Source organism: Micropruina sp., from assembly GCF_027492755.1.
Taxonomy (GTDB): Bacteria; Actinomycetota; Actinomycetes; order Propionibacteriales; family Propionibacteriaceae; genus Micropruina.
Genome location: NZ_JAPUED010000129.1, coordinates 1 through 7,398, shown reverse-complemented (window position 1 = coordinate 7,398; position 7,398 = coordinate 1). Strand labels below are relative to the sequence as shown.

Below are 7,398 nucleotides of genomic sequence, written 5' to 3'. Positions count from 1 at the left end.
GTGTCAGGGATTGGGGCGGTTCTCCGGCAGGATCAGCGTCTGCTCGGCCTCGCTGCGCGGCGGAGTCGGCCGATAGCTGGGCGGGGTCGTCGCCGACGGAATCCCGTTGGCCTGCTTGCGCTTGCGAGGACGGTTCGGCACCAGCCGCGACACCACCAGCAGTAGGGCCGCCAGCCCAAGCAGGCCGACCCCGATCATCACGGGCAGCGTGAAGATGAGTCCCTGCCACCACAGCGCCAGCGTGTTCCAACCGTCGATCGCAGCCTGCGACAGTCCGGCCAGCCACAGCCCGAGCGGCACCAGCGCGATGCCCAGCCAGGCGATCACCGCCTTCCAGGGCGCCCGCGACCACAGGGCGGCCACCAGGATCAGGCCGACCACGGTCCAGCCGATGGCGATGATCATCACCCACAGGGAGATATCCATGCGAGCAGCGTGCCAGCATCGCCCGCCGTCTGCCAGCGGCCGTCCGGGTGGATTCGTCCTGACCTCGCCGGAATGCCGGCCGCCGAGCTCTCGGCTCCGTTCGGGGCGACAGTCTGTGGTTGGCTGGGGGTGTGAAGACTCTCGGAGAGGTCAACGCCGCATGGGCGGGCGATCGTGGCGAGCCGGACGCCGACGTGCGCGCCGCGCTGGCCGCTTCCGGCGCCGGTGACCCGGAGGCGTACCTGTCGGCGGTCGCGGCGTTGTGCGGTGCCCGCCTGCTGCTGCCGATCGTGGCCTCGGGCGACGAATCCGGCGACGGCCCCGATCCGGATCGGCACGCCGAGATGTCGGCGGTGCTGATGACCTCGGCCTCCGGCGCCAGCGGGGTGTTGGCGTTCACCGGCCTGGACGCCCTGCGCGCCTTCGACCCGATGGCGCGACCGGTGCCCTGCACCCTCGACGACGTTGCGGCCACCGCGGTGGAGACCGGCGCGGAGGCGATCGTGATCGACGTCGCCGGCCCGCATCTGCTGACCATCGAAGGCGAGTTGATCCGTCCGCTCGCCACCGGGAACCGGCTGATGAAGCTGTCGGACGGCTGGGGCTGGCTCAGCGTCGCAAGCTCGTAAGAGGGAGCGCTGATCAACGTTGGTCGAGCTTGTCGAGACCTCGTTGGCCAAGGGTTTCGAGAAGCTCAACCAGCGAGCGCTGCATCGATCGCGCTTCCCAGGGGCAGGGAGCGCCGACTCGACACCGCCCGGGATGCCCCCGATTAAGCGCTGTCGACAATGACACGCTAGAATGTCGTTGTCGACCGGCCGTTTCCGGCTGGTCCTCCGAAGTGGGGTCCCGCACTCCCACCCGTCCGGCCCCTGGTCGGCGGGTCGCCGACCGGCCTGCTGCACGCAGCGAGGGCCGTGTCTTACCCGTGGGCCTCCGCATCGGCGGAGGCCTTTTCGTTTCGGTCGGCACCGTCACGCTGCAACACACTGGAGGAAACATCAGCGAACCACGGATCAACGATCGCATCCACGCCAACGAGGTGCGATTGGTCGGGCCTGCCGGCGAGCAGGTCGGCATCGTTCGGCTCGAGGACGCGCTGCGGCTAGCCCGCGAGGCGGATCTCGACCTGGTGGAGGTGGCCCCGATGGCGCGCCCGCCTGTCGCCAAGCTCATGGACTACGGCAAGTTCAAGTACGAGGCCGCCCAGAAGGCCCGTGAGAGCCGGCGCAACCAGACCAACACCGTGATCAAGGAAATGAAGCTCCGCCCCAAGATCGACAGCCACGACTACGAGACCAAGAAGGGTCACGTCGTGCGCTTCCTCAAGGCCGGCGACAAGGTCAAGATCACCATCATGTTCCGCGGCCGCGAGCAGAGCCGCCCGGAACTGGGCTTCAACCTGCTGCAGAAGCTCGCCGACGACGTGGTCGAGGACGGCTTCGTCGAGTCGGCGCCCAAGCAGGACGGGCGCAACATGCTCATGGTGCTGTCCCCGACGAAGAAGAAGTCGGAGGCGCGCGTCGACGCCGAGGCGAATAAGCAGGCCCGGATGGCTCAGCGCGCCGCGGACGCCGAGGCCGAACGCAGCGCGGAGGCCGAGCATCGTGCTGCCCATCAGGGTGGCGTCAGCCTGAAGAAGCGCCGGGGGCCGGCCGACAACATGGACCCCGACATCGACCTGTAAGACCTCTCACAAGCTGTGAGATCCACGAAAAGAAAGCGAGCGGCACGATGCCGAAGATGAAGACGCACTCGGGCGCCAAGAAGCGGTTCAAGCTCACCGGCTCCGGCAAGGTGATGCACCGCAAGGCGGGCAAGATGCACCTCAACGAGCACAAGCCGACCACCCGTACCCGCCGGCTGGACGGCGACGCCGTCGTTGCCAAGGGCGACGCCAAGAAGGCCCGCAAGCTGCTCGGCTCGTACAAGGCCCGCTGACCCCACCACCACCCGCGCGGTTCTCGCGCGTGGTCCGGCGCGCCCGGACCGATCGACACAAGGAGTTAACCCACCATGGCACGCGTCAAGCGTTCGGTGAATGCCCAGAAGAAGCGCCGCGAAGTTCTCGAGCAGGCGTCCGGTTACCGTGGGCAGCGGTCCCGGCTGTACCGCAAGGCCAAGGAGCAGCTGCTCCACAGCATGACCTACAACTACGCGCACCGGAAGGACCGCAAGGGTGACTTCCGCTCGCTGTGGATCCAGCGGATCAACGCCGCCGCGCGCAACGAGGGCATGACCTACAACCGGTTCATCAGCGGCCTGAAGGCCGCCGGCGTCGAGGTCGACCGCAAGATGCTCGCCGAGCTCGCGGTGAACGACGCCCCGGCGTTCGGCAAGCTCGTCGAGTTGGCCAAGGCCAACGCGGGCGCCACCGCCTGACCACCACCGGCAGGCCAGCGCGATACCGCGAACCCTCGCGGTATCGCGCTGTTCCGTCCCACCCTCGCTGAGCCGAAAGGCGATCGCCGATGATCCCCGAACGTTTGGAATTGCCCGAACCGTCCCAGGCGGTACTGCGTGCCGCCCGGGCGCTGCTGCGCCGCAAGGAGCGCAAGACGACGGGCAAATTCCTGGTCGAGGGGCCGCAGGCGGTGCGCGAGGCGCTCAAGCAGCCGGACGTCGTCGAGGCGGTGTTCTTCCGCTGGGCGGCGGTGCACGATCACGTCGATCTGCTGTCCGCTGCCCGTGAGGCGGGGGTGACCCACTACGCGGTCAGCGAGCAGAACATCGCCACCATCACCGACACGGTCACCCCGCAGGGGGTCGTCGCGGTCTGCCGCACGCTCGACGTCCCGCTCGCCGAGGCGGTCACGCCTGACGTCCGGCTGGTGGTGATCTGTGCGCAGATCCGTGACCCCGGCAATGCCGGCACGGTGATCCGGTGCGCGGACGCCTTCGGTGCCGACGCCGTCATCCTGTCCTCGGATTCGGTCGAGGTGTACAACCCGAAGACGGTCCGGGCCAGTGTCGGCAGTGTGTTCCACCTGCCGCTGGTGGTCGGGGTCGACCTGGCCGAGGCGATCGACGCCTGCCGGGCCGCCGGCCTGCAGGTGTTCGCCACCGACGGTGAGGCCGGCACCGAGCTCACCGACCTGACCGACAAGCTCGGCGAGCCCACCGCGTGGGTGATGGGCAACGAGTCCTGGGGGCTTCCGGTCGAGCACCTGGAGTTGGCCGACAGCACGGTCGCCGTCCCGATCTACGGCCAGGCCGAGAGCCTGAATCTGGCCACCGCGGCGGCGGTCTGCCTGTATGCCTCGGCCAGCGCCCAGCACACCCGGGTGGCCGCCGGCTAGGCATTCCGCGGACAGCCCGCGACAACCTGCCGCGTCCGCGCGCAGGCATGAGACAACGGAGAACAGACGCATGTCAGTCCCGAATGAATCCGATCCGGCCGCTTCGCTGCGCCCTGAGGCGATCGACGCCATGGTCGCCGAGGCGCTGGCCGCCATCGCCGCCGCCGACTCCACCTCCGCGCTGAAGGACGCCCGGCTCGCGCACGCCGGTGACCGGTCGCCGCTGGCCCTGGCCAACCGGGCGATCGGCGCCATTCCGCCCGCCGACCGCAAGCAGGCCGGGCAGTTGCTGGGCGCGGCCCGCGGACGGGTGCAGAAGGCGTTGGCCGCCCGTACCGCCGAGGTCGAGGCCGCGGAGTTGACCCGGGTGCTGGCCGAGGAGGCGGTCGACGTGACGCTGCCCGTCGAGTTGCATCCGGCCGGCGCGATCCACCCGATCACCGGGCTGATCGACCTGATGAGCGACGTTTTCGTCGGCATGGGCTGGGAGATCGCCGAGGGCCCCGAACTCGAATCGGAGTGGCTCAACTTCGACGCGCTGAACATCGGCGCCGACCACCCGAGCCGCGGCGAGACCGACACGCTGTTCGTGGAGCCGGTCAGCAACCACCTGGTGATGCGCACCCACACCTCCCCGGTGCAGATCCGCTCGCTGCTCGAGCGTGAACTGCCGGTGTACGTGGTCTGCCCGGGCAAGGTGTACCGCGCCGACGAGTACGACGCCACCCACCTGCCGGTGTTCCACCAGATCGAGGGACTGGCCGTTGACAAGGGCATTTCGATGGCCCACCTACGCGGCACCCTGGACCATTTCGCGCAGGCCATGTTCGGGGCGGGCATCCGCACCCGGATGCGTCCGCACTACTTCCCGTTCACCGAGCCGAGCGCCGAGGTCGACCTGCAGTGCTTCGTCTGCCGCGGCGAATCGGTCGGCAACCCGGACCGGCCCTGCCGCACCTGCAAGTCGGAGGGCTGGATCGAGTGGGGCGGCTGCGGCGTGGTCAACCCGCGGGTGCTGCGCGCCTGCGGCGTCGACCCCGACGTCTACAGCGGCTTCGCCTTCGGCATGGGCATCGACCGCACCCTGATGTTCCGCAACAACGCCTCCGACCTGCGCGATTTCGTCGAGGGCGACGTCCGATTCAGCCGCATGTTGAAGGGGGTTGCTCGATGAGGGCGCCGATGAGCTGGCTGCGCGACTGGGTCGCGCTGCCCGAGGGGCTGTCTGGCCGGGAACTGGCCGAGGTGCTGATCCGGGCCGGACTCGAGGTCGAGACCGTCGAGCAGTTCGGCGCCGGTGTCGGCCCCCTGGCCGTCGGACGTGTCGTCGACTTCGTCGATCAGCCGCAGAAGAACGGCAAGGTGATCCGCTGGTGCCACCTGGACGTCGGCGCGGCTCTTGCTCCGGCCAGTCCGCCGGCCCCGGTGGAGGGGCGTGATGTGACCGAGGGCGTCCGCGGCATCATCTGCGGCGCGCACAACTTCGCCGTCGGCGACCTGGTCGTGGTCGGCCTGCCCGGCACCGTGCTGGCCGGCGGCTTCACCCTGACTTCGCGCAAGACCTACGGGCACCTCTCCGACGGCATGATCTGCGCCGAGGACGAACTGGGCATCGGCACTGACCACAACGGCATCATCGTGCTGCCGTCGTCTTCTGGTCTGGTGCCGGGGGATGACCCGTCGGCGTACCTGGGGCTGGGCGACGAGGTGCTCGATATCAACGTGTCGCCCGACATGGCCTACTGCATGTCGATCCGCGGCCTGGCCCGCGAGGCTGCCCAGGCGCTCGGTGTGCCGTTCACCGATGTGGTCGACCGGGCCGTGCCGGCGCCGGTGGCGGACGGCTACCCGGTCGTCCTGGACGACCCGGCCTGCTCGCTGTTCGTCGCGCTGACCGTGACCGGGGTGGACGAGACCGCGCCGTCCCCGCGCTGGATGCAGCAGCGGCTGACCATGGCCGGCATGCGGCCCATCTCACTGCCGGTCGACATCACCAACTACGTGATGCTGGAAGTCGGCCAGCCGTTGCACGCCTACGACGCCTCCAAGCTGTCCGGTCCGATCCGGGTGCGCAAGGCGTCCGCGGGGGAGCGCATCGTCACCCTGGACGACGTGCAACGCACCTTGTCGGCCGACGATCTGCTGATCACCGACGACTCCGGTCCGATCGGCATCGCCGGCGTGATGGGCGGTGCCACCACCGAATGCGACGCCACCACCACCGACATCGTGATCGAGGCGGCCGCCTTCGACCCGTCCACCATCTCGCGATCGATGCGCCGGCACGGGCTGCCGTCCGAGGCGTCCAAGCGGTTCGAGCGCGGCACCGACCCGGCCGCGGCCTACGCGGCGGCGCACCTGGTGGCGCGGCATCTGGTCGAACTCGGCGGCGGCGTGCTGTCGACGGCCGAGACCGTGACCGGCGCGGTTCCGGCGATGCCGACCCAGCGGATCCGGGTCGCGTTGCCGTCGCAGATCCTGGGTGTCGAGGTGCCCGCCGAGCGGGTGGCGGAGATTTTCCGGGCCAGCGGCGTGGCCGTCAGCGAGGCGTCCGACGGTGAGCTGGAGCTGTGGCCGCCGACCTGGCGTCGCGACCTGCGTGACCCCTACGACTACGTCGAAGAGGTCGGCCGCAAGATCGGCTTCGACACCATCGGCTCCATCCTGCCGACACCGCCGGCCGGGCGTGGACTGACCGCCGGGCAGGTCACCCGGCGGGCGATCGTCCGGGCGCTGGCCAGCAACGGCTTCACCGAACTGCTGACCCTGCCGTTCGGTTCGGCCGAGGACCTGGACCGGCTGGGGCTGCCTGCCGACGACCGCCGTCGTGCCGTCGTCCGGCTGGCGAACCCGCTGGCAGAGACCAGCCCCTACCTGCGCACGTCGCTGCTGCCCGGCCTGTTCGCCGCGGTGCAGCGCAACACCTCACGCGGCAACGACGACCTGGCCCTGTTCGAGGCCGGCTCGGTGTTCCGGGCCGGGAGCGGTGCCGCCGCCCCGGTGCCCGGCGTCGACGGGCGTCCGAGCGAAGAGGAGCTGGCCGCGATCGAGGCCGCACTGCCGGCCCAGCCGCGGCATCTGGCCGCGGTGCTGACCGGCGCCTGGCGTCCGGCCGGCTGGGACGGCGCGGCCGAGCCGGCGTCCTGGAAGCACGCGATCGCCTTCGCCGAACTGGCCGCCGGAGAGGCGGGCGTGGCGGTGCGCCGTGAGGCCGACGACCATGCCCCGTTCCACCCCGGACGCTGCGCGAAGCTGCTGGTTTCTGACCCGGCGGGTGGTGACGTGTTGCTCGGCCATGCCGGCGAACTGCACCCCACGGTGTGCAAGGCCTTCGGCCTGCCGGCCCGGACGGCGGCCGCCGAGATCAGCATCGACGTGCTGCTCGCCGTCGCGCCCGGACCGGGCAGCATCGACTCGGTGTCGCAGCACCCGGTCGCCAAGGAGGACGTCGCCCTGGTGGTCGCCGAAACGGTCAGTGCCGGTGAGGTCACCGACGCCCTGGTCACCGGCGCCGGCGACCTGCTGGAGTCGATCCACCTGTTCGACATCTACCGCGGCTCCCAGATCCCGGACGGCTCGAAGTCGCTGGCCTTCGCCCTGCGGTTCCGGGCTCCCGACCGGACGCTGAAGGACGCCGAGATCGCCGCAGCCCGTGACTCCGCGGTGGCCGAAG

At 70.1% G+C, this 7,398-nt stretch carries 8 protein-coding genes; 7 read left to right on the top strand and 1 reads right to left on the bottom strand.

Annotated features, from left to right (window positions below; translation table 11 throughout):
- Positions 1–3 precede the first annotated feature (3 nt).
- Positions 4–426 carry a hypothetical protein gene (locus Q0066_RS09305; protein WP_298132261.1) on the bottom strand — a complete coding sequence of 141 codons (423 nt, stop codon included), beginning with the start codon at positions 424–426 and terminating at the stop codon, positions 4–6.
- Between the two features lie 131 nt (positions 427–557).
- Between Q0066_RS09305 and Q0066_RS09300 the strand changes: the two genes are divergently transcribed.
- The 7 genes from Q0066_RS09300 to pheT all read left to right on the top strand — a co-directional run.
- Positions 558–1,055, top strand: coding sequence for an SseB family protein (locus Q0066_RS09300; RefSeq protein WP_298132260.1), 498 nt, complete (start codon positions 558–560; stop codon positions 1,053–1,055).
- Positions 1,056–1,354: 299 nt separating this feature from the next.
- The gene (gene infC, locus Q0066_RS09295) at positions 1,355–2,113 is read left to right on the top strand and encodes a translation initiation factor IF-3 (protein WP_366521509.1); all 759 of its coding nucleotides are present in this window, start codon (positions 1,355–1,357) and stop codon (positions 2,111–2,113) included.
- 47 nt (positions 2,114–2,160) lie between these two features.
- Entirely contained in the window at positions 2,161–2,367 is a 207-nt protein-coding gene (rpmI, locus tag Q0066_RS09290) for a 50S ribosomal protein L35 (RefSeq protein WP_298132259.1), read from the top strand.
- A gap of 75 nt (positions 2,368–2,442) precedes the next feature.
- Positions 2,443–2,808, top strand: coding sequence for a 50S ribosomal protein L20 (gene rplT, locus Q0066_RS09285; protein WP_298132257.1), 366 nt, complete (start codon positions 2,443–2,445; stop codon positions 2,806–2,808).
- A gap of 89 nt (positions 2,809–2,897) precedes the next feature.
- On the top strand, positions 2,898–3,725 hold the full coding sequence (locus Q0066_RS09280) for an RNA methyltransferase (protein WP_298132255.1): 828 nt from the start codon (positions 2,898–2,900) through the stop codon (positions 3,723–3,725).
- A gap of 70 nt (positions 3,726–3,795) precedes the next feature.
- A complete protein-coding gene (gene pheS / locus Q0066_RS09275; RefSeq protein WP_298132253.1) occupies positions 3,796–4,899 on the top strand; it encodes a phenylalanine--tRNA ligase subunit alpha in 1,104 nt (367 codons plus the stop codon).
- The coding region (gene pheT, locus Q0066_RS09270) for a phenylalanine--tRNA ligase subunit beta (protein ID WP_298132251.1) at positions 4,896–7,398 on the top strand (2,503 nt) is incomplete at its 3' end. The genes pheS and pheT, both read left to right, overlap by 4 nt.

What these genes read in the sequence shown, in the direction of transcription:
- Q0066_RS09305 (WP_298132261.1), bottom strand. Translation starts at nt 426, where the DNA reads ATGGATATCTCCCTGTGGGTGATGATCATCGCCATCGGCTGGACCGTG.
- Q0066_RS09280 (WP_298132255.1), top strand. Translation starts at nt 2,898, where the DNA reads ATGATCCCCGAACGTTTGGAATTGCCCGAACCGTCCCAGGCGGTACTG.
- rplT (WP_298132257.1), top strand. Translation starts at nt 2,443, where the DNA reads ATGGCACGCGTCAAGCGTTCGGTGAATGCCCAGAAGAAGCGCCGCGAA.
- rpmI (WP_298132259.1), top strand. Translation starts at nt 2,161, where the DNA reads ATGCCGAAGATGAAGACGCACTCGGGCGCCAAGAAGCGGTTCAAGCTC.
- pheS (WP_298132253.1), top strand. Translation starts at nt 3,796, where the DNA reads ATGTCAGTCCCGAATGAATCCGATCCGGCCGCTTCGCTGCGCCCTGAG.